A 25169-nucleotide genomic window follows, 5' to 3' on the forward strand; every position below is an offset into this window, starting at 1 on the left:
CCMCTCCTCTCCTTACATTAATTTCATCCCTTGAAATAAGGATAGAACCCTAGCTTCATGTTCAGATAATAAGCCTACCCCATCACAATAAGCAGCGTTTCTCGTTAATGAATCCACCGAAGTCGTACCTGTAAGCGTCACCGCAATATCAGGACATGAAAAACTAAATCTCATTGCAGGCTCTACTAGCCCATTGGGTTCGTTCTTATGCAGAAAATCCAGCTCATTCTTCCGCTTCATCGCTTCTTCCAGCAAAGCCGGATACTTAGCAAGAAATGGTGCCGGTCGTTCCGTCAAAATGCCCATTCCGAGCGGGCTTCCATGAATGACGCCGATATTCCTCTCTCTTGCCAAAGGCAGCAGTACATCCTTGGCGGTATAGTCCACCAGCGTGTACCTTCCGAAGGTTTGGATCGTATCGATAAGGCCATCCTGCACAAATGGAATTAGACGCTCAATATTTCCGGCATTTACCCCGATTGCACGAACAATCCCATCCTTTTTTAGCTTTAAGAATGCAGCCACAGTACCTTCCATTGCAGCTTCATAACTGACCGACTCCAGCTCGTGCAGCTGAATTAAATCAATATAATCCGTTTGCAGCCGCTTCAGGCTCTCTTCCACCGATTTCATGGTATTCTCATACGTATACGGCACTCCACGCATCACCGCTTTGGTCGCTAAGATGACTTGGTTTCGTTTCCCTTTCAGCCCCTGACCGATTCTCCTTTCACTTTCCCCTTGCCCATATAACGGTGCTGTATCTATAAAATTAATACCCAAATCAAGAGCGGCATCAATGACCCGAAACGCCTGTTCATCCGTCGTATCTCCAAAATCACCACCAAGCGGGGCCCCTCCGAGTCCTAACTTGGATACGCGGAAGTTCGTTTTACCTAATAGGGAATATTCCATGTTCACCACTCCTTGAACGACTGTCATGCTTCCATTAATATTTTGAATAAGACAGTTCAACCGTTGAAAACCCGCAGAATGCCGGAAAGTTCATGGCAATTTGCTGACGTTCCTCCAGCGGGACATCCAGATATTCCAAGCGGATTAATCTAGCTCTCTCCGAAAGCTTTTGCGCGGTAATGAGATCATTCTTTAATGTTTTGAAAAGCTCAGGGCCCCATCTTTTTCCAAAATCGACATGCATACGTTCATCCACCATATCAAATTCACAATGGATAGCAGAGAGCGCATCTCCAAACTCCCAGAAAGCTTCCGCTGCTTTACGCTTTTTGATAAATGAGCATGGCTCCGCAACCATCGTTAGACTGGCATACATATCCGCGTACCAGCTATCCTCAACCTGTTTGCCAGGACCGCTTTTGAAAAATTGAAACTGATCCAATGAATAACCAAGCTGAAAAAGCCTTCTTACCCCCATCGCAAAATGTCTGGTCTCATCCCACAAATGACGAGCTAAGTCAAAGTAAAATGCAAGAGGCATGTTCTGTACTGCGTAGTATAAATAACTTAAACTTTCCGCAGCAGACATTTCAGTAGCGTTAATATAATGCATCTGCTGAATGCTGTCCTGAAGAGGAGACATTCCTGGATCGGAATAAGCTTTCTTGTATTGATCTGGCTTGTGCGAATAGTGCGGGAACCTCGGATCGAGTTTGCCTTCCGCTGGTACTGGTCCTGCTGGCGGAGCACCCGGCGCAGGAGGCCATACCTGCCTACTTGAATAGGCATGCCAAAGATTCGACACATACAATTTCCAGTCTTGGAATATTTGCCGTCGTTGATCGCTTTCAGATGGAACAAATTGAAATTGTTTTCGCAACGTAGTTAAGAGCTCTTGCTTTTTTATAAGTAAAAGGTCAAGGACATCCATAGTAGGCGCATCAAAATGGTGTCTAAACGAAGGGATAATTCCTCTATTCGGTCGTACAGATTCCGGACAAAAATGAAATAACTATAGAAAAACGTTTCTGAATTTGGCGCAAGTGATCCACGTTCATACAGCTCTCTTAAGGCTTGAGGTGATCTCTCCTTGAACCCCAACTTATCTGGAAGTTCCGCGATACGCTCGCTTAATTGCTTGGCATGCATGGCATGTAAATAACCAAAGCGGCCCAGTTGAATTTTTAACTMGTAGTCCTCCAAGGAAGGCATCCAACCAAATGCCAATCTGGATAGTTCGAAGCAGTTCCAAACGAGTTCTTTGAGGAGCTTAGCTGTGTCCTGTGGTCGCAGAAATTGTCCCACCTTGATATCCGAAAAAGAGGTCGATAGAAACTCCTCATGGTCTAACCTTGATTTATCTGGATGATTTGACATGTGACTCCCTCCCACTAAAAGTCCTTATTTTCCCCAAGGTCGCGGTCAGCACTGAACATTGGCTTTTCGCTCTATTTCTTCCCAATCGAATGTGTAGCCGATGCCAGGTCCTTGCGGGGCCGAAATGTAACCGTCCCTATCCACATCTGGATAACCAAAACCTATTGAATCCCCTGTTCCCCAAACGAGCACCTCGAAGAACGAATTGTTCGGAATGCCGCAGGCCAACTGCACGTTCGCTTGATCGCCGCCATGAATTTCGGCTTGCATGCCGAAGCTGTCGGCCAGATGTGCGATACGCAGCGAACCCGTGATGCCTCCCTTCAGCAGCGTACCCGTGCGGATCATATCGCAAGCACCCTGCACAATAAAATCCGCAGCGTTATAATGGCAGCCATCGGACGTTTCTGCCGCAAGTATAGGAATCGTTAGCTCGTCACACAGCTTCTTGTAGTTCCATATGCTGAACTCGCGCATCGGTTCTTCGTACCAGTGGTAATCCGCTTCCTCCAACGCCTTGCCGAGGTAAATCGCCTCTTGCAGGTTGAAGCCGGCAGATCCGTCGTACATGAGGATGATCTCCTCACCGACGTGATTGCGCAAATCCTGACAAAGCTTTGCATCTTTACGTGCATCGCCCCAAGCGTGAAGCTTGATCGCTCGATAACCGCGTTCGATACAGGCATCCGCGACTTGAAGGAATTGTTCCGTTGTATCATAAGTGACGGTGGAGGCATACGCCTGCACACGGTCGCTGTTTCCGCCAATGAGCTGGTACAGCGGCATGCCGGCTTTTTTCGCTGTGATGTCCCAGAGCGCCATGTCGACCAGCCCCATGTACATGATCTGAAATTCCTCCAATCGATCCATTTCCCAAAGTTCGTGCCAGAGCTTCTCTTTGAGCAGCGGGTCTTTGCCGATCAGCATCCCCTTCAATCTTCGCTGCACGTAATCGACCGTCATTCCGGCACGCTGCGTCACGGCAATGCCTTCGATGCCCTCGTCGGTAATGATGCGCAGAATCCCCTGCTCTCGAACGGCCCCTGACCCCGGCAGTCCTTTACGCCAGTTAAACGGGGTTGTTACGGGCGTTTGGATACCGTATGCTCTGACGTCAATAATTTTCATTTGTATGATTCACTCCTTGTGATGTTCAAGTAATTAGAAACTGAGCAGTTCTTCCAGGCTCCGCCATAACTTTTCTCCTTCTTCCTCCGTGTCGGTCCAAGGGTCAAAATGCGGGTGCATAACGCCATGCCAATCCTCAGGGGAATTATTCGTTTGCAGCAAACCTGTAGGAGCCTCGCTGACAATCGCGGGAAGCTCATGATATGAGAAAAGTAAATTTTCGTAAGCGCCAATGATATAACGATCATTAAAGCTTCCCGGCTCCTCTTCCTGCTTCTGAAAGTGGTAAAAAACATAGCTGCTGTACATCTCTGGCTTCAACCTGGCCAGCTTGCCAATCCTTTGCTGCGGAGAGTGAACACCTCGCCAGCTCGCTGTATCGTCAGGCCGATTGTCGTGGAAAACGTCCATCAGCGGCACTAGATTGCGTGCTCTGGCATAACCCGACCAGTCCGGCCATGTTTCCAACCACGCTGTGTATGCCTCGGGCCATTGAAATTCCCAGTCTTCGGATGACGCTTCCGTATATAGAAAAAGCTGATGCTCCCAACTAAACAGGGAAAATGCGATGAAGTTCCGTTTCCGCATCCGGACCACAAACGCCGGGGCATCGGATTGCAAGAACTTCCGAAATGATTCGAGCGTCCCCTGTTTCAATTGCGACATATATAAAGAACGTTTCAACGATATGTTCATTTGAAATCACCTCCAAGACCAGACAAACCGACAGCCTGAAGCTGGTAAAAGGACACAGCGTTATCACCGCAAATTCTCGCCAAAGCGGATTCGTCCAGAAGTCCACGTAGCACCTCGTGAAACAACCGCATGACCTCGTCGTATCCGCCGGCTTGCAAGCAAACCGGCCAATCGCTGCCGAACAGGAGACGCTGCGGCCCGAACGCCGCCACGAGCTGTTCAATGTATGGACGCCACAGGCGGACATCGTATCCGCGCGATTGCGTAATCATGCCCGACAGCTTGCAGACGACGCCAGCATACTCGGCCAGCTCTAGCATCAGGCTGTTCCACGCCTCGCAATCCTTCGGCGATTGATCCAGCACAGGAGGAACTCCCAAGTGGTTCACCGCCGCTTTTAGGTGCGGCACCTCGCGAAGCAGCTTGATGACGGAAGGCATCTCGCCCAGACGCAGGAGCAGGTCGACAGGGAAGCCGTCGTCGGCCATGTGCCGCAAATTGCGGCTCAGTTGGCTGAGCGGCTCCCCCTCCTGTATGGCTGCGAAAGTGCTGCCGTTCACGCGGATGCCGACAAATCGCGGGTTGCGTCGCAATCGTTCATACTGTTTGACGAAATCGCCTGAAGCGACGTCCAACCAGCCGACGACACCGGCGATCCATCCGAAATGATCCCCCAGCGCCAGCAAGTATTCGGTCTCCGCAACTGTTGCGGCCGCTTGTACGGCCACAACGGCAGTTACGCCGTTTCGAGCAAGCTCCGGCTGCACATGCTGCGGTAAATAATCACGGTACAGGACAGGGTTTTCTGGCTTCAACCAACCATAATCGCCCCGTTCCGGGCGCCATAAATGAACATGCGTATCGATTATCATTGGTGCTCCAGCACCCGTCACCAGAACAATTCCGTCCGTTCGCGCAGCTTCAGTAGCGCTTCGGTGAAAAAATAATCGCCGTAAATGATCGGCACGTTCACATAAGTCTGACGCGGTCGATTGGCCGTACCCATGACGATTAACGCCTCCTCGTCATCACAGTCCCATGCGCCGTACCTCTCGTACAGCGTTTGAACAATCTTAGCACCGGCCGACGCATACAGCTTTGCCTCGGCTGCGGGCACAAGCCGGCTCAGCTCCAGAAGTCCGCTTGCCGCACAGGCTGATGCCGTTGAATCTTTGGCCATGTTTTCCTCGAGAGGAGCACGGAAATCCCAGTTCGGGACACAGTCTTCGGCAAGATTGGCAAGAAAATAATGTGCTATCTTCTTAGCCGCCTGCAAATACTGCAGGTCACCCGTATACTTGCAGCTAAGTGTGAAGCCGTAAATTGCCCAAGCTGTACCTCGGGACCAGGCGGAATCCGCGGCATATCCCTGCCCTCCTCTTGCCTCGTGCCGCTCACCCGTTTCTGGATCGAAGCAGACGATATGATAGACGGAGCCGTCCTCGCGGACAAACTCCTTGAGCGCCATATTCGCGTGCTCCACCGCTACGTGGCGAAACCGTGGATCCTGCGTCGTCTCGCTCGCCCAATAAAGCAGCGGCAGGTTCATCATGCAGTCGATGATCGCCCACCCCTGCTGGTCACCCCCGTTCCAAGCACGCAGAAAGTGTCCCCGAGCATTGTAACGTCCCATCAAATGGCTGGCTGCTGTCAAGGCACGCCGTTTCGACAAAGTATTGCCGGTCAGTTTGTAGTTGGCGACCGCCGATAAACTCCACATGAAACCGACGTCGTGATGCAGCTGCTCGTAACCTTGCAGCGGTTCATCGAGCTTCGCCTCACACGATTCGGCCAAAGCTTGTAAACGCGCTTCCCCGGTTTCTCGGTACAGAAGCCACAGCAGTCCCGGCCAAAAACCGTTCGTCCACCAGTCGCATGGTTCCGCATTGTATCTCCCATCGATCGATACATATGGAAAGCTGTCGCCTATGCGTACGCTCGTACGTCCGACCTTGGCGGCCACCCGCTGCCAAGCCTCTTCCATCCATACTTTCGACGTTTGTTCCGTCATAGACGCTCCCCCTTCCTGCGATATTCATCTCTGTACAACCCAATTCGCTCGAACGGTATTGCCTCAAATCCGGGTACCTCGCGGAAAACCGGTGAATCGTCCTGTAAAGAAAAGTTGCCGCTCTTTTCATCGGCAAAAAGCAAATCCGTATCCGTTACCCAATTGTGTTCAATCGTACCGAACTCCCTTGCCGTAGGGACGATCGCCATCGTATCTTCATGAAGCGATTGTTGACCATAGGAGGTCGTTCCGGTTCGACTAAGCACATTTCGTGAAATGTTGTTATACTTCGGAGAACCCGGGGCGTCCTGCCAGATTGTAAGCAAACTCGGATACTTGGTGCGCCACGACTCTTCGTTATAAGGCATCGCCTGCAGCCGCCGCTGCATAACCTGCCCTTCCTCCATATGATAGGCAGCCCAACAGTCGGGCATGGCCCTATCATCCAACTGCAGCGATCTTTGGCAGTTGAGGATCAGGTTATTCACCATCTCATTGTTCCGACCGCCGCCGATCATCACAGCCAAATCAATATCATGCAAAATATTTCCGTAGATCGTCGTACCTGAAGCCATGTCGTCAAGATAAATGCCGATATGCAGCTCCGACGCGTCGTTATAAATCTTATGGATGTAATTGTAGCGGATCACATTGCCTTGTTCCGTCCAATCGCGGCCCATGTAGATGGCACCAGCATCACCCGTTTCCATTAAGACGTTGTAAATATCGTTATACTCCACTACATGATCGTTTCCGTAAATTAGTATGCCGACATGAGGCGCATCGTGGATGTAATTATTAGCCGCGATATTGCCGACTCCATTCAGCTGTACGGCCGCGCTGTAGGTCAGTTTCAACCGGCTATAGTTGGAAATGTCGTTGTTCCTGGCGTAGTTGCCGCCAGGCGTCAACGTTTGTCGGTCACCGCCGCCCAGGCTTATTCCGCCGATTCCAGTATCACATATGTTGCAGCTGACGATGCCATGATGCGTCCCTGCATTCGTCCCAGTTGTTGTGTTTTCGCCTACAATAACGGCAAAGCCGGCCAATCGCCGCATTGTGCACCCAGCAATCACATTATGCGAGCCACCTACGATGTGAATTCCGCTGCCACGACTTACCTCGAACGTTAGCTTACTGAAGCTGACATGGGATACGCCATCCAGATGTACCATCGGATCTTTCAATAAGGAAAGCTGAACGCTGCCCTCAGTAATAGGAGATGGCGGATACAAATAGAGAATGCCTGTATCGCGATCCAAATACCATTCACCCGGTGAGTCGAGCTCTTCCAACACGTTGTAGTAAAAGTACCGCTGACCGGAGCGAATCGAATAAAAGCTTGCCGTTTCCGTCAGAATTCGCTTATTGGCTATGTCGATCGACTCGATGCGTAAATTACCGTCGGCCCAATCCCAGTACCAATAGCCATACATCCACACATCACCGGTGTTGAGCCAAGTTCCCGGCCGCGGATCAGCATACTCGAACATTGCGCCTTTGACGTTTTCCTCCGCCATCTTAGCTTCATCCAACTCAAATTCGCGCGGGTTGCCGCCCGGGTCGATGACCCCGGCAATTTTGACGTAGTTGTCATTCGGGTAACGCGCAAGCATCATCGTTTTCCCGGCAAAAAAAAGCTCCGGCGTTGCCTCCGTGCCGTCTTTCGATATACGGAAGCCGCCTGGCGCTATTTTCCCGTAATCGGTAATTCCTAACGCTTTCAAATCAATTTGCAAAACATGGTCGCGTGCCCGCTCCTGGAGACGGTCGCAAATCGCCGATTCTGTCACCGGGCCGAACCTGTTTGCCGGGAGGTCTACTCCACCGACGAAACGTACCTCCTCACCGGGAAACGACGTATATACAATCGGCCGATCAACTGTCCCCGAATCCTGTGCCTCCAGACGGAACGTCTCGGTGAGCCGGTAAGCGCCTTCTCGCATATAGACGATAACCCCGTCAGCTGGCAATCCCGACTCGTTGATCATCTGACGGATCGCATTTCTCGCCCCTTCCAGCGTGGATAGCGGCTCCTCCTGTGTTCCCGGATTACTGTCACTCCCATCAAGTGCGACGTAAAACGTTCGGTTGCTCTCTTTATGCATAGCTCACATCTCCTGTCCTCAGCTCTTGACCAGATCACCCTTTCAAGGAACCGACCATGATGCCCTTGACGAAATATTTTTGTAGAAAAGGATAGACGATAACGATCGGCACCGTGGCGATCATCAATACGGCAGCCTTAATGGTCTCCGGCGTAGGCCGGGAATCCCCAGTCGTCTGCAGCATGATGGTTTGCATCGCCTGTTCCTGGTTTTCGATGATCAATTTGCGCAGATACAGCTGCAGCACCATTTTATAATGGTCGCTTATATAGAGTAGGGCATCGAACCACGCGTTCCAGTGAGCAACTGCCGTCCACAGCGCCACCGTTGCGAGTATCGGCTTCGACAATGGCATAATAATCGTAAGCAGAATGCGAACATCGTTCGCACCATCCATTCGCGCTGATTCCTCTAATTCCGCCGGAATGCTCATGAAAAAGTTGCGCATAATGAACATCGTAAACGTGCTGAATAACGTAGGAATGATCAGGACCCATCTGGAATCCATCAATCCGAGTGCTTTGATCAGCAAATAAGAAGGAATGAGTCCGCCGCTGAAAAACATCGTGAACACGATGAACGTCGTATAGAAAGCCCGGTGCGGAAGGTATTTTTTCGATAAAGGATAAGCCCCAAGAGCCATCGCAAAGATGGATAAAGCCGTTCCAACCACCGTTCGGAATACGGAGTTGCCCATGGCAATAAAGATGTCTCCCGATGCAAAAGTACGTTTGTAGGCATCAATCGACCATCCGCGCGGGTACAAATGAATACCTGGGCGCAGCGATTCCTCATACGAACTAAGCGAAAGTGCCAATACGTGAATAAACGGATACATCATAGCCGCGCACATCAGGGAGATGAACGCGACGAGAACGAGCTGAAACAGCCTCTCGCCTACAGTCATTTTGCTTAACATCACATAACCTCCCTCCCTACCGGGGAATCGCTAGATTAACCCTTCCTGACCGGATTTCTTTATGACATAATTCGTTATTAAAATTAGCATGAAAGCGATAACATTTTTAAATAAACCTACCGTTGTAGCGAAGCTGTATTGCATAGAAGTCAAACCTGCCCGATACACAAACGTGTCAATAATATCCGAAACCTCGGTAACCGCAGGATTGTACAAATTGAAAATTTGATCGAAACCGCCATCCAGCAAATGACCGATCCTCAAAATAAACAGAAGCGAAATGACAGGCAGCAGCGACGGCAGCGTAATGTACCAAATTTGCTTCCAGCGGCTTGCTCCATCCATTACGGCAGCTTCATACAAATGCGGATCCACAGAAGCGAGCGCGGCCAAGTATATAATCGTTCCCCACCCTACCTCCTTCCAAATGCCGGAAGTAATCAGCGTGAAACGGAACCATTCTTTGTCGCCTAGAAAATAKATGGGGTCGAAGCCGATCCACTGAATAATCACATTGACCGCTCCCGTAGAAGGAGAAAGAATAACATTCAACAAGCCGGCCATGACGACCCATGAAAAAAAATGCGGAAGATACGAAATCGTTTGCGCAACCCTCTTGAATACTTGGAGCCTGAGTTCGTTAAATAACAACGCCAAAATGATCGGAGCCGGAAAACCGAAGACAATGTGATAAAAACTAATAATGAGCGTATTTTTAACCGCCGGGACAAATCCACTGTACGGATCCCATAGCAGCTCGAAGTTTTTAAATCCGACCCATGGACTATCGAAAATGCCGAGTACTGGCTTAAAGTCTTTGAATGCGAGGACGATGCCGTACATCGGGACGTAGCAGAAAATAACGTACCAAATGAGAACCGGAAGCAGCATGAGGAACAAATACGAACATTTCTTGTATTGATTCCAAACCGGATGCCGGTTTGGGGAAGTTTTACCCTTGGTTAAAGGTGTGTCCGGATTTGTTGCAGTAGTAGACACCAACGTGGTCACATCCTTTACATCATAATAATAAGAGAAGGCTGCCGAAGGATGGCCTATATAACGCTTCGGCAACCGCATGACCTAATTAGTCACTACTTCTTCATTGCCTTGTAGGCAATATTAGCGGCTTCAGTCGTATCGTCGCCGCCTTCTTTTTTCCATTGCATGACGAAATCGTCGAAGCCTTTATCCAAATCGACCTGTCCGAGGATGAATTTGAGGAAAAATTCACTCTGCATTTTACCAAGGTTCGGATGCTCCGTCTTTGTCTTCGTATCAGGTGGATATTGATTAACTGTAATTTTGTGCCCCTTCGTCCATTTCTCCCGCATATCCAATTCTGCTTGGCTGTACGAATACTTATCCATCAAAGGAGATTTGGTTTTGAAGAACGAAAAGAAAAATCCGCCGCCGATGGATGCGCCAAGTTTGGCAGCATCGTTGTAATCGGGATTGATCATCGCAGGGACGCCATTTTTCATATCCCAATCCACGCCTTTTTCACCGTAGGAAGCATACAAATAAACTTCGTCATCCGTACTGAGCGCTTCCAATATTTGCAGGATCTTGATTCGTTTCTTCTCGTCCTTCTCCACCTGAATCCCCATGGAGAAAGGCTGCTGCTTGACCCCCTGTGCCAAACCAACTCCCGGTCCATTAGGGCCGGATAGAATCGGTCCGACAACTACGTCGGAATCCGGATTTTTGATTTTAAAATCAGCGCTGTAGGCTCCGATACCCGGTAAGTAGTGATACCATAAGCCTCCATCGAGATAGCCGTAACGACCGTTAACCCAGTTTTGTCTCCGTTTAGGTTCGTCTTCCGTCACAAATTCCGGATCGATCACCCCGTCCTTATACCACTTGCTGAGCAGCTTAAAAGCTTGCCTCGACTCTTCCGTGATCATGCCGAACTGCAAATTTCCGTTCTTGTCGGGATTCCATTGATAGGGATTGACTCCGAATGCACCGAAGACGGAATTAAAGAAATAGAAGCCGTTCTGGTCCTTCCCTCTCGCGCTCAATCCGTACGTATCCTTCTTCCCGTTGCCGTCTGGATCATTATTGCGGAATTTATACATAACATCCTCAAATTCCTTAATCGTTTTTGGCGGTTCATTGTAGCCAATAGCTTTCAGCCATTTGCCGTTATAGGCCGGCAGGAATGGCGTAGCACCGGGAGGAAAGGTTTGCGGAATACCATAATTCTTACCTTCGACATTGCCGACCGTCCAAATCGTGGGTTCAAGCTCCAATACGGATTTCGTATACTTCGGCATGTATTTCTGGATCTCTTCGATCTTAATTTCGGCCAGCACACCCTGTTTTTGCAAGGTTTGTACAGTTAAGCCTCCTTCATAAATAAAGAAATCAGGAATCTCCCCCGCAGCTATTTTCACATTAAATTGACTGGCCCAATTGGAACGGTCAAACTTCATGTTCTTGAATTTCACGTTAAACTTTTTCTCCAAATATTGCTGTACTTTTGAATTGTTGTCATTCGGAGGATACAGGCCCGCCCATGAGATTTCCATCGGACTTTCCTTCGTTACGGGCGTAGATGCTGTAGGCTCTCCCTTCGGAGTGGTTTCCGCCGGGCTCGATGTACAGCCGGCAAAGACGCTGACAGTCAAAATAAGTGATAATCTCGCAGACCATTTTCTTAATCTAGTCATTTTGTTCAACCCCTTTTCCCAAAAGTATAATCACACTCGCATCGTATCTAAAAAAAACCCTTGCAACAATTGCAATATTATTGAATTGTGGTTACATTCTTTGAAACCGCTTTATAATTTCTCGAATGAACGACTCACAAAGATAATGCACCCCGGTTTCAGCCTTTCTGACGAAAAAAACAAGTGCACTGCGGAACGAAAGTCCATTCCTAGGCACACTTGTTTCTAATGATATATCCTTATGCTTTAGTTGCCAGTAATACGGCAGCGTCACCTCGTGAATTGCGATATTGCGTCGGAGTTACACCATACATTTCCTTGAATTTACGGCAAAAATACTGGATGTTACGATACCCGACCGCAGTTGAAATATCTGTAACTGACCTCGTTCCTCCGATAAGCAGCTCCGCTGCTCTCTCGATCCGGGCATTTGTCAAATATTCAGAGAAGGACACCGACAATATGTCACCGAATAACGACGAAACGTAGGAAGGTGACAACGAAGCTTGCCGTGATAACGTATCTAGGGAAATGTCCTCGTCCAGATGCTCATCAATAAATGCCTTCAGCCGGTGAATGACCGCTGCATGCGGATTAATCGTACGCGAACGCAAGTACTCGGCAATGCRGAGATTGATGCTTTGCAGCCAATCAAGCGTTTCGTCTATCGTGGTTTTACGGAAATTATCAAGCAGGTCTGAGCTGGAAATGGCGACTTCGTGCAAATTCAGATCGATGATCACATGCGACAACCGGGAAATGAGCTGCATCAGCTCGAATTCCACCACTTCCACCTGAAGCGGCACCCGATTGATAGCGCCCGCGAATTCAGCCATGAACCGCTCAAGCGCCTCAGTATCCGCAGCTCGCAGCGCATTCTGATACTGATCATAAGGAATTTTGTCCTGCAAGCTTTGGCGCTCGGCAATTTCCTCATACGTAATGATGTGGCTGCCACCAAACAAAAATGTATATTTCAACGCATGCAAAGCTTGTTTATAGGATTGGTGGATGCCCTCTTCCGCACTGACAACGTGACCGATCCCTACACTAAATGTTAGCTCGTCGTTAATCACCGATTTGAAGTCGGCAAAATGCGCCTGCACTTGGGCAATGCTGCTCAATTCCTCGTTCCGTACATAGAGCAGGAAAGCCAAATCATTGGCATTCAAGATGTCATAGTCACATGAAAATGCCTTCGGCCACCATTCATAACAGCGCTTGAACTCCTCACTGTAGCCATGTTCCATCCGAACTACAGCTACCATGCAGATTGCATCCGAAGGAAGCAGCCGGACTCCTGTTGTTTTGTACGGATTTCCGTTGAGAAGGTCGTAGAGCCTCCTCGTTTTCATTTGATAAACCAGGTTTCGATCCAGCGTATGCAGCACGCTATCGATCATCGTATACTCGTTATTCGTTTGAAATAGCATTTGCCCATGTTGTTTGCGGATGTAAGCAACAATCTTCTTCACCGGCAAATAGAACCTTTGCGAGATAATCAAAGAAATGAGTATACCCAAAACAAGAAGTGCAATGCAGCCCTGTATGATATCTCGCTTGAATGAATTTGCCGACAGCAGAAAGGCATTCATCGGCTTCTTGACTATGTACGTCCACCCAACGGTTGAATACGATTGCGGCGAATATGAAACGACTTCCCGATAATCCTTGCCCTCCTTGACTTCGAAACCAGATGTCGTTTCTTGTGAATAATTTAATGTCGCCTGCAGGGCCGCTTCATCGTTCGGAAGCCTGCCAAGCAGCAGTTGCCGGTCTGGTCTGAGGACTGTCAGTGTCTCCAACTGTGGAGCCAGTATATTCTGCAAAGTATTATCCAGATAAGCCAGATCGACGTCCACGTACATATACCCTTTAATCTGGTCCCCGACCGACCGCTGCGGAAGTGTAGAGACATAGGTCAGCACGCGGTGCTGCTTTGCCTCTAGCTCGTTGTCCACGCCAGACATCCGGAAAAACCATTGATGTACCGGGATATTCTGAATGCCTTCGATAAACGGAAGATCCGGGGAACGGACAGGTGACTCGTAGAAATAGTTGGTATCAATAATAATGTCGTCCTTGAGAAAATAAAATGTGATATTCTTCGTGCCCGGATTGGCTAAAGAAGCCAGCTTTAGATGCTGGTTAAATGTAGGGATGATATAGCTGTTATCCCGATAAGGATAATCGATCAAATAGGCAATTTCCTTCAACATCTCTGGCATGACCGTAGCCATCGTTTTATAGGTGTCAACAAATTTGGGCAGGAATTCTTTCTCCGTAAAATCTCGAATGCTTTCCAAGCTCCTGTTGCTGCTTTGCGACATTTCTTTGACCATCATTTGGTTAGCTCTCGTATAGAGGATACCCCCAAATAATCCGATAATCACAACGGCTAATAAAATGTAAGACACTAGAAGTCGGACGAGATAGCTGTTCTTAAATTTGGCCATAGCCCCCATCGGCATCCCCTCCAATTGTATGCGCTTCCAATTCACTTTTTAAAACAGTACCGTTTCCTTATTTTAAGGTATTGCGGGCAATATGGCTATTGTATTTTCTTTGAATTGTGGTGAATATCGTTGAATGGCAGATACCTTTTCACACATAAATTCACAATTTGGAAAAACGCCTTCCCATACGTATCACGTTGATCAAGCGGTTTATCTTGGTTGTTCAACGTTTTCACCAAATCGGAGATTATCGGTTCATAGATATTAAACAACTGGATTTCAACACTCCTCCTGAACTAAAATAAGAGAGTAGTGTACAACCACCTACAAACCGAAATATACTTGTGAATTTTATGAAAGGGGTCTTCCTTGCTGCAACCATTTCTGGATTCTCCGCCAATTGTCCCTTACATCAGAGAATGTGACTATGCCGTTCGCAAACCATGGAACTATCCAGAGCGCAGACTACTTGACTATTTACTAGTCTACATCCAAGAAGGTACTTGCTGCTTCCGGGTTGATCATCAGAAATATATGTTTTACACTGGTCAATTCTGCCTCGTTCAACCGGGCAGCCTGCTTTCCTTAGAAGGACTAACGAACACCGTCACGCCTTTTCTCCACTTTGATATCGCCTATAATCCTGAACGAGAAGACAGCTTTCCCACCCGCCCTGGTCAAATTGATCTTTCTGCCTACAGCCATCTGATGCAGCCAACCCTTCAAGATCTGTTCAAGATTCGAGTTCCCGTACACGTTCAGCCACAGAACCCTATTCTACTCAAAGAAAAACTGCTGCAAACCATAGAACTTGTCCATATGCCTAATCCGCTTACCCAATTAAGAGCTCAGCAAGTCATGCTAGAAATCATCCTAACTCTATTGGAACCCTATCAACGCGAGGCTCCTTCACCAACGCCATCCCTAAACTGGATCACCTCTTACTTCTCTCATCATTTGAGTGATCCCCTTTCTGTTCAGGATATGGCAGATCGCGCCAATTTATCTGTTTCTAGGTTCAGTTTCCTCTTCAAGCAACGTTACGGCACTTCGCCTCACCAATACTTATTGCAGATGCGTATTCACCATGCCAAGGAATTACTTACTAATACAGAGCTCAGTCTTGAATCCATCTCCGATTATTGTGGCTTTGCTGATTTGCATCATTTTTCTAAAATATTCAAACAACGCACCGGCACGACGCCTGGCGAACATCGAAAATCAACAAAAAATCCCTCCAACCGATAACCGCTATCGGAAGAAGGGATTTTTCATGTCATTAACTATTTCCCAGGCATGGGGGGATTAGGAATGAGACTAGTCGAAATATACAGCTTTACCTGTTTTCGCAGACTCATAAATAGCTTCCAAAATCTCAGATACCACACAAGCTTGCTCTGGTGTAACAACGGGATCGGTGTCATTCTCTATCGCCTGAATCCATAATCTCATTTCTAGATCTGAGGCAACTTCTGCCTTTCCATCATAAAAAGCGACTCCGCCCGCTTGCAATTCCACTTCTGTCGTGAACAAACGACTGTGCTTCTCACCGTTAATACGAAGGCCGCCTTTCATATCAGCGCCGCCTTCTGTCCCAGAAAGTGTACATTTCGCTTCATCGACTTCAAGCGTATTCAACGCCCAGCTCGATTCAAGAATAATCGTTGCACCATTTTTCATCGTAATCATGCCAAATGCGGAATCCTCCACCGTAAACTTAGCTGGATCCCAAGGGCCCCAAGCATTCGCCGCGTTCTCACGCCCAGATAGCTTGTGATAGGAAGTCCCCAATACAACCGCAGGCTCGTAGTTGTTCATCATCCACAACGTCAAATCTAAGGCATGCGTTCCGATATCGATCAACGGGCCTCCGCCTTGTTTCTCTTCATCCAGGAATACGCCCCATGTAGGTACTGCGCGGCGACGAATCGCATGTGCCTTCGCGAAATAAATCTCGCCAAGCTCGCCTTCGGAACAAATTTTATATAAATGTTGGCTATCGCCACGGAAGCGATTGTTGTAGCCGACTGTTAGCTTTTTGCCAGTACGTTTAGCTGCTTCCACCATGCGTCTTGCGTCAGAAGCTGTTTTCGCCATAGGCTTCTCTGACATAACGTGCTTGCCTGCTTCCAAAGCAGCAATCGTAATTTCCGCGTGGGAATCATTCGGCGTACACACATGTACGATATCGATGGAGCTATCTTTCAACACCTCACGATAATCTTCATACACGCGAGCTTCTCCCTTACCATACTTCGCAGCTGCTTCCTGCGCTTTCTCCGAAATGATATCGCAGAATGCTACCATTTCTACATTGTCCAATTTGCTTAGACTAGGCATGTGTTTGCCATTGGCAATCCCTCCACACCCAATAATCGCGATCCGATACGTCGTTGACATGATGTTCCTCCTCTATAATGATCCTGCAAGTTCTGATAATGACAGTACTATTATGTATACACTAATTATACCCAATACCCCCGTTAATAAAATTCCCGATTTTGCGAATATTGTATGCAATTGTGTTATCTCATTACATAAAACACGATATCCCAGCCCACACACAGCACTTAACTGGAAAAATTACAGCTATTACGAAGAGAAATCCTCGAAAAAGCGATTTAGATGGAAAACATGTAGGTAATTATCGACATTTTGTTCATATCAGCATCATCAGCCAAAATTAACTGTATGAAATCCATTTATTCCTCATTCCAGACGAAATCGCCATGAATTAACCGTAGAAAATCCATTTATTCGCTATATGTAGCGCGAGTATCCCATCAAGCCCTCTGTACAGAAAAAAAGCACGGCCACTGACTAATCAGCATCCATGCTACTTACTTTTTAATCATCGTGGCTACAAGCTTGTACCCCACGCCGCGTATCGAATCAATCTGAACCGATTGCTGATTCATTTCCAGCTTCTTGCGCAGAGAGCTCACATGCACATCAACCGTACGCTGGCCCCCGATATAGTCGAAGCCCCACACGATATTCATGAGATCATCTCGCGTAACAACGACACCTGGCCGCTGAACCAGATACAACAGAACCTCGAACTCCTTCGGACGTAACGGAATCGACTCGCCACCCAGCACAACTTCATATTTCTCTGGATAAATACGAAGCTCACCCGCCTGAATGACTTTCTCATTCGACTTGGCGATATCCGCAGCCGCTTCATCCGATTGTGTACGCCGCAAGACAGCAGCCACACGCGCAAGCAGCTCGGCCACCCCAAATGGCTTCGTGATATAATCATCAGCCCCATGCTTCAAGCCTTGCACGACTTCATCTTCTGCGTTGCGAGCCGTTAGGATAATGACAGGCGTTCGATTTCCTTTCTGCCTAAGCTTAGCTAATACCTCAAAGCCACTAAGTCCTGGCAGCATAATATCCAAAATAATCAAATCATACGACTGCTGAAGCGCCTCCTGCAGGCCATCTCCACCATGATCAATCACCTTCGTATCATAGGCTTCCTGCGAAAGATTATAAGATAACAACCGAGCCAATGTCGGTTCATCTTCAATTACTAGTATCTTTTGTGCCATGGGATCCCCCGCATTTACAGTTTATTAACATTGCACAACCCCAGTGTATCACACAAATGTAAAGGCATTGTAAAGCCTTCGTCATCGCGGTGTAAATCCGCAACTTATTATTGACCTATTTTAATGAATCACAGGCAATTCAATAATAAATTTGGTGCCTACACCTACTTCACTTTCAACACGAATCGTTCCTTTGTGCATTTCCACTAGATGCTTAACGATAGATAACCCCAACCCTGTACCGCCTGAGCTTCGGGATCTTGCTTTATCCACCCGATAAAATCGTTCAAAAATTCGCGGTAAATCCTTCTTCGGTATCCCCATCCCCGTATCCGAAACAATAATGCGCAGTCGCTCATAATCCCCGTCAGCATTGGTTTCCAGTGGTTCTACACGAAGCTTAACTTTCCCGCCATCTTGCGTATAGGCAATGCCATTGGACAGCAAATTGATAATGATTTGTCGCAACCGATCCTCATCCGCTTCAATATACATATCATCCTCAACCGTCATGCTGAGCTCGATATGCTTCTTCTCGGCTTCTTTTCGTAATACGCTAAGCGATCTATCTACAAATTCAGGTAAATAAACAGGAGAGAAATTCATCGGAATCCGCTTCGATTCAATCTTCGAAAGCTCCAGAATATCCCCAATCAATCGGTTCAACCGTTCACTCTCATCAAAAATGATTTGCAGAAACGATACCGCCGTTTCCTTATCGTTCAACGCACCTGCCAGCAGCGTCTCTGCAAAGCCTTTAACTGCCGCAATCGGCGTTTTCAGCTCATGGGAGACATTCGCCACGAATTCACTGCGCATTCGCTCTAGTCTGCGAACTGCCGTGATATCGTGGAGCACGATTAGCACGCCTGACCATTCTTCATCCTCATGTGCGATAGGACTCAAATGAATATCCAAGATACGCTCAGCTGGGTAATAGAACATCATCTCGTCCGAAATCGGTTCCTGAAGCTCAATGCACTCTTGAATCATCTTGGTAAAATCATATTGCTGCTTCGCTTCATTGTATTTCTTCCCTAAAAGCTCTTGAGAAGAGAAGCCCAGAATAGCTTCTGCCGAAGGATTGAGCAGCATAATCCGCTCTTCGCGGTCAATCATCATGATCCCGCTCATCATATTTTCCATGACGCCTTGCAATCTGCGTTCATTTTCTTGGATGCGCGCCATTTGCCCTTGCAGGCTTTCGGACATTCGATTAATCGCTTGCCCTAGCTGCCCCACCTCATCATTCCGATAAGAAGGAACACGGGATTCATAATTCAAATTCGTGATTTGCTGCGCGACTTTCGTCATTCGCTCGATCGGGCGTGTAATCCCTTTGGCAATGCGATAGCTGACAATACCCGCAATGACGAAGAGGATCGCTAGTCCTGAAATAAGGAAATACCAGAGACTGCGGATGGATTTATCTACTTGGGCTAAGCTCAATGAAATGCGTAAATACCCCATTGTCACTTTGGCTTCATTTTTTACCGGAATAGCCGCATACAGCATGTTCTCCTTTAGCGTGTCACTATACCGTGTCATATATCCAATTCCATCCTTCGCGGCTGCCGCGATTTCCGGTCTTGTTAAATGATTGTCCATCTGCTCTGGCTGTTGGTCAGAGTCACCGAGAACTTTGCCGTCAGCACGTACATACGTCAATCGCTCCGTTGTTGCGTCTTTGAGCCGATGGGCCTGCGCCGTATAATACTTAATCAACTCAGCGTCCGTTCCCTGATAATCCCATACACCACTAGAAGCAATCACATGAAGCTCTCGCTCCATATTTTCTTTTAATGAATTCACATGCGAACTCTCGAGAACCTTTGCCATGAAAATACCAGCAATTAACATCGAGCATCCGATTAATAAGATTAAAATCAGGGTTAACTTTGCACGAAATTTCGTCATGGATGCATGAACCTCCAACAGGGTTGTGTGCCGATATCGTCTATAACATATAGAAAAAGGGCTACTCTAAATAGTAACCCTAATTTCTACAGCTAATCCAGTATTTTTTTTGTAAAGGTCAAAGTAACACTAATCACAAGGAATTACTTATTTGAAAACGGGCTCTTTGAGAGCTGCCAGTTTTTCTAACGAGTTCTTCTCTACATCTGCATGTAGACTGTTGCCGTGTGAATCCATCGTCACGATCGCAGCGAAGCCTTCTGTTTCCAAGTGCCACATCGCTTCTGGAATACCGAATTCCATATAATCAACACCTTCAACCTTTTTGAAGCATTGTGCGTAGTACTGTGCAGCACCACCGATGGCATTCAAGTATACACCGCCGTGATCTTTCAACGCCGCTAGCGTTTTCGGCCCCATGCCGCCTTTACCAATCACCGCGCGAATACCGAACTTTTTAATAATATCGCCTTGGTAAGGCTCCTCACGAATACTCGTTGTCGGTCCAGCCGCCTTCACATGCCACTCACCCGCATCATCCTTGGCCATAACCGGACCGCAGTGATAAATAGCAGCGCCATTCAGATCGATTGGTGCATCGTGATCCATCAAATATTTGTGCAGGGCATCGCGTCCAGTGTGCATCGTCCCATTTATAACAACGACGTCACCAACTTTCAAGCTGCGAATTTGCTCTTCCGAAATTGGCGTCGTCAACACGATTTCGCGACGCTCTTCTTGTGGTGTATTTTTAGCTTCCTCAAGACTTGCTTCGAAAGCCTCCTTGAAAGACACTTCTTCGCCTCTTGGGTAGGACCAGCCGTTAATTTCACCTGTTTCCGCATTCAAAATAACGCCTTGGCGACGGAAAGCCCAGCAGTTATAAGCTACGGACACGAAGAAACTAGCTGGTAAACGATTCATGACGCCAACTTTACAACCAAGCAAAGTCACTTGACCTCCAAAACCCATCGTACCAATACCTAGCGTGTTCGCATGTTCCATAACGTATTCTTCAACTTTACGAAGGTCCGGATGCGGGTTCACATCGTCTACACGACGGAACAATTGATGCTTCGCCAGCTCATAACCGCTTGTCCGGTCGCCGCCGATACCAACACCGATAAAGCCTGCGCTGCAACCTTGACCTTGTGCTTGATACACCGCGTGCATAACACATTTGCGAATCCCGTCGAGGTCACGACCTGCTTTGCCTACACCTTCTAGATCAGCTGGGAGGCTATATTGAATATTTTTGTTCTCGCAGCCGCCGCCTTTGAGAATGAGCTTCACTTCCACATCATCGCGTTCCCATTGCTCAAAATGAATAACGGGTGTTCCTGGTCCGAGGTTATCCCCGCTATTAGCACCCGTAAGCGAATCTACGGAATTCGTCCGAAGTTTGGAAGCTTTCGTTGCGTTCGCAACAGCTTCAAGAATATGTTTCTTCATCACAATTTGGTTTGCCCCAACTGGACAGTGTATAATAAACGTTGGCATTCCTGTATCCTGGCAAATCGGGGATACATTCGTTTCCGCCATATGAATGTTATCGGCAATTCGGGATAACGACAACGCAGAACGCGTACCATTGTCCTCTTTAATTTGTGCAGCCTGTACCGCACGACGAACATCACCAGGAAGATTCGTGGATGTTTCTACAATTAAATCATACACACTTTGATAAAAATGTTGCATAACGCTTTCTAGCTCCTCTCAATTACCCGCATAATCGTAAAGAATATAAACCATTATACCATACCTCATAGGATCAGTTCGACGTTCTTGTGAGCAAAACAAGGAGATTCGCTGACATGTATAAAAGGATTGCGATTTCGATTCTCGTTAGTCTACTCGGGCTTACGCTTTTGCTAACCCCCTTGCAGGCTGAACGGTCCGAGACCATTTACTACCAAGATCAGGTTGCCGTTCTGATGTATCATCACATCCATGATACCGACACGAGCTCAAGCACAATCACAAGTGCGCTATTTCAAAACCAGTTAACGATGCTACTCAGCAAAGGCTATCATTTTATTTCTTTAGATGAGTTTAAAATGTACTTGGCAGGTGCGACCGTTCCATCGAACGCGGTACTGGTTACATTTGATGATGGGTATCGAAGCTTCTTTACAGGGGCTTACCCGATTCTCAAAAGCTTACGCATACCCGCTGTCAACTTCGTCATCACAACGGATTTGGCGAACCCCTTGGCCTCCTATATTCCGTCGATGTCCAAGGAGCAGATCAGTGAAATGACGCATACGACGAATTTCATCGACATCGGTTGCCACACGGACAACCTTCACCACAAGCTCCCGAGTGGCGAAGCCGCGCTTGTAGGCAGGCTCGATGACGAGAACGCGGATGCTTATCAGCAGCGCGTGTTCACGGATGCGCAAGCCTGCATCGGCAAGCTTGCACCGCTCACGGATCACAAGCCGCTCGACGCGATGGCGTACCCGTACGGCATCACGTCGCCTGCGGCGACGGAGCAAGTGAAGAAGGCGGGCATCCGCTACGCCTTCACGATCTCGCCCGAGATGGCGACGCGCAGCGCCGATCATATGTTGATCCCGCGGATCAACGCGGGCAGCCCGAACATCACGCCGGAGCTGCTGCTGCGCTCGATCCAGCGCCGGGTTACGGCGCAGCCGGGCAGCGCGCCGCTGCGCCTGGACGCGGCCGCTGCCGCCGCGCAGCTCGGCGGCAGCGCAACCGCAGAAGGCGGAGAGCTTCGCCTCCGCCTCGGGCAACAGGCATTCACCCTGGGGGTGAATGCCAAGACCGCGACGCGCGGCGACGGCGCGCGCGTCCGACTGCGGGAGCCCGTGCTGCGCGAGCACGGGCAGGTCACGATCGCGCTTGACGATCTGCAAGCGCTGATCGGGCAGCCGCTCGTCTACACCCCGGCCACCGGTAAGGTGGCTGTGCGGGTGGCGCCGAGCGTGAAATAGAAACAGGAGCGTCAACACGTTTTCTCGTGTTGACGCTCCTGTTTTGTTTTATCCGCTTCTTTCTCCAGAACCTCCAGAACCATTAGTCCGAAATAATCGAATTAATCTTACTATCCCTATCAATAATTATTATTTAGTCCTACATTGCCGAACTAAATCGCCCGAAACAGCCCACACGCTATGAAAATGGGTATTTAAGTCGGCAGAATCGGACTATTTATCATTTTCAGAAACGAGTCCTTGTTTTAATTCGGAGATATCGGACTAACGAAAGGCTGACGACTACCTGTATAGGTATTTTGTTAACTGAGCCAGTGGCTTGTTCCCCTATCTCTACTGCACAACCACATCATCAAACTTCGCATTGGCCCGATGCGCATTCAACCCAATTTCCCCAGCAGTTAAGCTCGTATCCGTCGCAGACAGCTCTAAATTTCCATTCACCCAGTACTCCAAATTTCCGCCATTGACGACTGCCTTCATCGTATACCAGTTGCCCGTAGTAAAAGCATAGTTTTTAGAAGCTAACGCCGCGAACACGCCGCCGACCTTCTTCTGAATCTTCAGCTGTCCGGTCAGCTTATAATACTGGAAGCTGTAATAGTTATTCGCGTCCGAATACCGTGCATCCAACCCGACGCCTGCATAACCGCCACTGTCAAAGCTATCTACTTTGACCTTGGCGCTAAGCGTATAATTCGTCCAAGCTGTGTTCCCCTTGAGCGCATGCGTATCCGAGGCTGCCGAATTGCTTTGTTGATACACTTTGGACCCATCTGTGACAACAGCCCATGTCCCGCCTGTCGTCGTCCAGCCACTTGCCGAGCCGGTTTCAAAATTCTCACTTAACACCGGTGTAGGCGGTGGAGTCGTAGTCGTCGTTTTGACCAGCTTAATCACATCGAAATACAGTTGGTAGCCTGTGCTTGCCGCATTTTTACCCGTGACCGTGTACTTGAAGGTATGATTGCCAGCCGTAGCAAAGGTGACTGTGCCCATCGATGTTTTCTTGTAGCCCAAACCATTCTGAGGATGAGCCGGAGCCGCCTCGAATAGTGAAACTGTACTTCCTTGATTAGCGCCATCAATAGCGAGTTGGAAATCACCAGCTCCTGGCCCTGTCGCATTATAGCTATACAATTCATATGTACCTGCCGTTGGCACATTCACATTCAATTGCACATAATCGCCAACTGCGGTCGAGGTCATCCGCATCCCAAACCCATAATTAACCGAATACGGCACGGTATAATCCGAATAAAAGCCGATGCCTGCCGTATGTGTCTGATAAGGCCATTGATAGGAGATAACGTACGTTAATGGCTTCGGTGCGGGTGTTCCTGTAAAGTTCCAGTCCCATCCATAATTGTTATCTGGCACAGATTCCGTTGGATACGTCGGATCGATCACCGTTCGAGTCGTCGTTGTATTCGTTACCGTGAGCGGTGCTGAACGTCTTCGCGTCAACTCCAGATAAATCGCATTACTGCCGATAATATACGGGCTAAATGTATCCATATCCAGGGCTGACGCATAGTAGAACCAGGTTAAGTCCGTATTGGTATACAGCGGCGTCCAATCCTGCAAGGTCAAGCTTGTCGCTGATGCGATGGTATTATTGTAAACCATGAGATATTTGCCAATAACGGAGCTATAGAAGACATACCCGTTCGAGCCATTTGCCAAATCTGAAGCGTTCCCGCCTCTGCCTGGTTCGGTCCATGTGCCATAATAGAAGTTTTTCCATGCATTAGGATCACCTAATTGACTGATCAGAGCACGTGCTACGCGTTCACTTTTAAACATCCCCGTCGCAAATGCATTGGATCTAAGATCCGCCCACGCATGTGCATAGAAAATGTACGCATAGCCACCAGCTTCATCTACGTAGAAATTATGGTCACCTGCACCGAAATCATAGTAATTCCCTGTGTAATCCACATAGCCATGAATATCGGAATTGTCACTTGTCACGACATCGCCGACTTTCGTTACGGTCGCCAGATTATCAGTCGATTTATACATTTTGATCTTTCTGTAATGATTTGCGGCCACGCTACCTAGAAAATAATCGTATTCCATATGCGCCGTCACATAGAACGTACTTGTCGCATTGTCATAATACAATCCGACCACCCAGTCAGCCGCATCCATGCCTGTTACGGTATTTTCCGTTGCAGTCTCAAGCCCTGCATAGGTCGTCGCCTTTCTCATTTTGAACGCATTGCCTCTGCCCCACACCGAATACAGATAGCCATTGGCCGTGGCGAAGCCCGGTCTCGCATCTCCGCCACCCCATGTCATGGTGGTCAAAGCGCCCATCGTTGTTTTATAAGGTGTGTTCGCCGTGGCTGCCTCTACCTGATTCCCCTCGAATGTAAACAAGCTCACCACTAAACCTAATGCAATCATTAAGGCAACGAAACCAACCATTCTCTTCCTCACGTTAC

At 48.2% G+C, this 25169-nt stretch carries 20 protein-coding genes; 2 read left to right on the forward strand and 18 right to left on the reverse strand.

What is annotated here, in order from left to right:
• Positions 1 to 12: 12 nt before the first annotated feature.
• From AB4114_RS18405 to AB4114_RS18465, 13 genes are all read right to left on the reverse strand, one after another.
• Entirely contained in the window at positions 13 to 915 is a 903-nt protein-coding gene (locus AB4114_RS18405; protein ID WP_441989784.1) for an aldo/keto reductase, read from the reverse strand.
• A gap of 34 nt (positions 916 to 949) precedes the next feature.
• Positions 950 to 1795 (reverse strand): DUF455 family protein, encoded by an 846-nt coding sequence (locus AB4114_RS18410; RefSeq protein ID WP_441989785.1) that lies wholly within the window; start codon positions 1793 to 1795, stop codon positions 950 to 952.
• A gap of 23 nt (positions 1796 to 1818) precedes the next feature.
• On the reverse strand, positions 1819 to 2292 hold the full coding sequence (locus tag AB4114_RS18415; RefSeq protein WP_441989786.1) for a hypothetical protein: 474 nt from the start codon (positions 2290 to 2292) through the stop codon (positions 1819 to 1821).
• A gap of 45 nt (positions 2293 to 2337) precedes the next feature.
• The gene (locus tag AB4114_RS18420; RefSeq protein WP_441989787.1) at positions 2338 to 3420 is read right to left on the reverse strand and encodes an enolase C-terminal domain-like protein; all 1083 of its coding nucleotides are present in this window, start codon (positions 3418 to 3420) and stop codon (positions 2338 to 2340) included.
• 33 nt (positions 3421 to 3453) lie between these two features.
• Positions 3454 to 4116, reverse strand: coding sequence for a hypothetical protein (locus tag AB4114_RS18425; RefSeq protein ID WP_441989788.1), 663 nt, complete (start codon positions 4114 to 4116; stop codon positions 3454 to 3456).
• The gene (locus AB4114_RS18430) at positions 4113 to 4988 is read right to left on the reverse strand and encodes an amidohydrolase family protein (RefSeq protein WP_441989789.1); all 876 of its coding nucleotides are present in this window, start codon (positions 4986 to 4988) and stop codon (positions 4113 to 4115) included. The genes AB4114_RS18425 and AB4114_RS18430 overlap by 4 nt, the downstream gene beginning before the upstream one ends.
• A 17-nt stretch (positions 4989 to 5005) precedes the next feature.
• Positions 5006 to 6127: a glycoside hydrolase family 88 protein gene (locus AB4114_RS18435; RefSeq protein WP_441989790.1), complete on the reverse strand. Its 1122-nt coding sequence runs from the start codon at positions 6125 to 6127 to the stop codon at positions 5006 to 5008.
• Positions 6124 to 8235 (reverse strand): right-handed parallel beta-helix repeat-containing protein, encoded by a 2112-nt coding sequence (locus AB4114_RS18440; protein WP_441989791.1) that lies wholly within the window; start codon positions 8233 to 8235, stop codon positions 6124 to 6126. Before AB4114_RS18440 ends, AB4114_RS18435 begins: the two co-directional genes overlap by 4 nt.
• 34 nt (positions 8236 to 8269) lie before the next feature.
• Positions 8270 to 9154, reverse strand: a complete 885-nt coding sequence (locus tag AB4114_RS18445) for a carbohydrate ABC transporter permease (RefSeq protein WP_441989792.1) — start codon at positions 9152 to 9154, stop codon at positions 8270 to 8272.
• A gap of 30 nt (positions 9155 to 9184) precedes the next feature.
• Positions 9185 to 10153: an ABC transporter permease gene (locus tag AB4114_RS18450; protein ID WP_441989793.1), complete on the reverse strand. Its 969-nt coding sequence runs from the start codon at positions 10151 to 10153 to the stop codon at positions 9185 to 9187.
• Between the two features lie 95 nt (positions 10154 to 10248).
• On the reverse strand, positions 10249 to 11832 hold the full coding sequence (locus AB4114_RS18455) for a hypothetical protein (protein ID WP_441989794.1): 1584 nt from the start codon (positions 11830 to 11832) through the stop codon (positions 10249 to 10251).
• 239 nt (positions 11833 to 12071) lie between these two features.
• Positions 12072 to 14297, reverse strand: a complete 2226-nt coding sequence (locus AB4114_RS18460) for a helix-turn-helix domain-containing protein (protein ID WP_441989795.1) — start codon at positions 14295 to 14297, stop codon at positions 12072 to 12074.
• A gap of 86 nt (positions 14298 to 14383) precedes the next feature.
• Complete coding sequence (locus tag AB4114_RS18465) at positions 14384 to 14560, reverse strand: hypothetical protein (protein ID WP_441989796.1); 177 nt, start codon at positions 14558 to 14560, stop codon at positions 14384 to 14386.
• Between the two features lie 97 nt (positions 14561 to 14657).
• On the opposite strand from AB4114_RS18465, the gene AB4114_RS18470 reads away from it, so the two are divergent.
• Positions 14658 to 15536, forward strand: a complete 879-nt coding sequence (locus AB4114_RS18470; protein ID WP_441989797.1) for a helix-turn-helix domain-containing protein — start codon at positions 14658 to 14660, stop codon at positions 15534 to 15536.
• Positions 15537 to 15605: 69 nt separating this feature from the next.
• Here AB4114_RS18470 and AB4114_RS18475 read toward each other — a convergent pair whose 3' ends face one another.
• The 4 genes from AB4114_RS18475 to AB4114_RS18490 form a co-directional block, all read right to left on the reverse strand.
• A complete protein-coding gene (locus tag AB4114_RS18475; protein WP_441989798.1) occupies positions 15606 to 16688 on the reverse strand; it encodes a Gfo/Idh/MocA family protein in 1083 nt (360 codons plus the stop codon).
• Positions 16689 to 17128: 440 nt separating this feature from the next.
• Positions 17129 to 17845, reverse strand: coding sequence for a response regulator transcription factor (locus tag AB4114_RS18480; RefSeq protein WP_236286038.1), 717 nt, complete (start codon positions 17843 to 17845; stop codon positions 17129 to 17131).
• A 120-nt stretch (positions 17846 to 17965) separates the two neighbouring features.
• Positions 17966 to 19762, reverse strand: a complete 1797-nt coding sequence (gene pnpS, locus AB4114_RS18485; RefSeq protein ID WP_441989799.1) for a two-component system histidine kinase PnpS — start codon at positions 19760 to 19762, stop codon at positions 17966 to 17968.
• A 147-nt stretch (positions 19763 to 19909) separates the two neighbouring features.
• Positions 19910 to 21460: a fumarate hydratase gene (locus AB4114_RS18490; protein WP_441989800.1), complete on the reverse strand. Its 1551-nt coding sequence runs from the start codon at positions 21458 to 21460 to the stop codon at positions 19910 to 19912.
• A gap of 116 nt (positions 21461 to 21576) precedes the next feature.
• Here AB4114_RS18490 and AB4114_RS18495 point away from each other — a divergent pair, with 116 nt between their 5' ends.
• Positions 21577 to 22719, forward strand: a complete 1143-nt coding sequence (locus AB4114_RS18495; protein WP_441989801.1) for a polysaccharide deacetylase family protein — start codon at positions 21577 to 21579, stop codon at positions 22717 to 22719.
• A gap of 333 nt (positions 22720 to 23052) precedes the next feature.
• Here AB4114_RS18495 and AB4114_RS18500 read toward each other — a convergent pair whose 3' ends face one another.
• Positions 23053 to 25164, reverse strand: a complete 2112-nt coding sequence (locus tag AB4114_RS18500) for a family 16 glycoside hydrolase (protein ID WP_441989802.1) — start codon at positions 25162 to 25164, stop codon at positions 23053 to 23055.
• Between the last annotated feature and the right edge of the window lie 5 nt (positions 25165 to 25169).

The organism is Paenibacillus sp. 2RAB27, from assembly GCF_052115445.1.
Taxonomy (GTDB): Bacteria; Bacillota; Bacilli; order Paenibacillales; family NBRC-103111; genus Paenibacillus_E.